General features: G+C 69.7%; 1 protein-coding gene. It reads right to left on the bottom strand.

Going from position 1 to position 201, the window contains the following annotated elements:
* Positions 1–201 (bottom strand): ribonucleotide reductase barrel domain-containing protein (locus KZQ38_RS35755; RefSeq protein WP_219448456.1); only part of this gene is annotated, 201 nt, incomplete at both ends.

Here is a 201-nt window from a genome sequence, read left to right as displayed (position 1 = left end):
CCCAGGTCCATGTCGAACCCGGCGTCCCGCAACGCGCGGACCTTGTCCTCCTCCCGCGCCTTGGTCTCGATGAACTCCTCCACGTCCGGGTGGTCCACGTCCAGCACGACCATCTTCGCCGCCCGACGCGTCGCACCACCGGACTTGATCGTCCCCGCCGACGCGTCCGCACCACGCATGAACGACACCGGACCCGACGCC

Source organism: Saccharothrix obliqua (assembly GCF_019375475.1).
In the GTDB taxonomy this organism is placed as follows: Bacteria; Actinomycetota; Actinomycetes; order Mycobacteriales; family Pseudonocardiaceae; genus Actinosynnema; species Actinosynnema obliqua.
Note: the sequence above shows the minus strand (reverse complement) of the source record. Positions and strands in the feature narration are given on the sequence as shown.